The organism is Hyphomonas sp. UBA3601 (assembly GCF_002375605.1).
Taxonomy (GTDB): Bacteria; Pseudomonadota; Alphaproteobacteria; order Caulobacterales; family Hyphomonadaceae; genus Hyphomonas.
Genome location: NZ_DFME01000043.1, coordinates 2,423 through 2,792, shown reverse-complemented (window position 1 = coordinate 2,792; position 370 = coordinate 2,423).

Below are 370 nucleotides of genomic sequence, written 5' to 3'. Positions count from 1 at the left end.
CGCCGAAGCCGCCGCCGCCTTCATGCAAAAGCGCAAACCAGTGTTTCAGGACTGATCCAGATAAGTTTCATCCTCTGAAATGTCTGCCAAAAGGCCCGGAATCGCCCCTGATTCCGGGCCTTTTTGACGGTTTTCTGACCCGGTCTTCCGCAGGCGGAAGCCCTGCCCATCGAACGCCCCTGCAACACCCTGTATTTACAGGCTTTTTGCGGCTGCAAAATCCCCTCCCCATCTGTGGCCTTTACCCCCCAAACCCCCTATAAACAAAGGTGAATTTACGAATCGATGAGGACGCCTAAATGGCCGAAAGCACGCAAGCTGAAAATCCGGAATATGGCGCTGGCTCGATCAAGGTCCTGAAGGGCCTCGA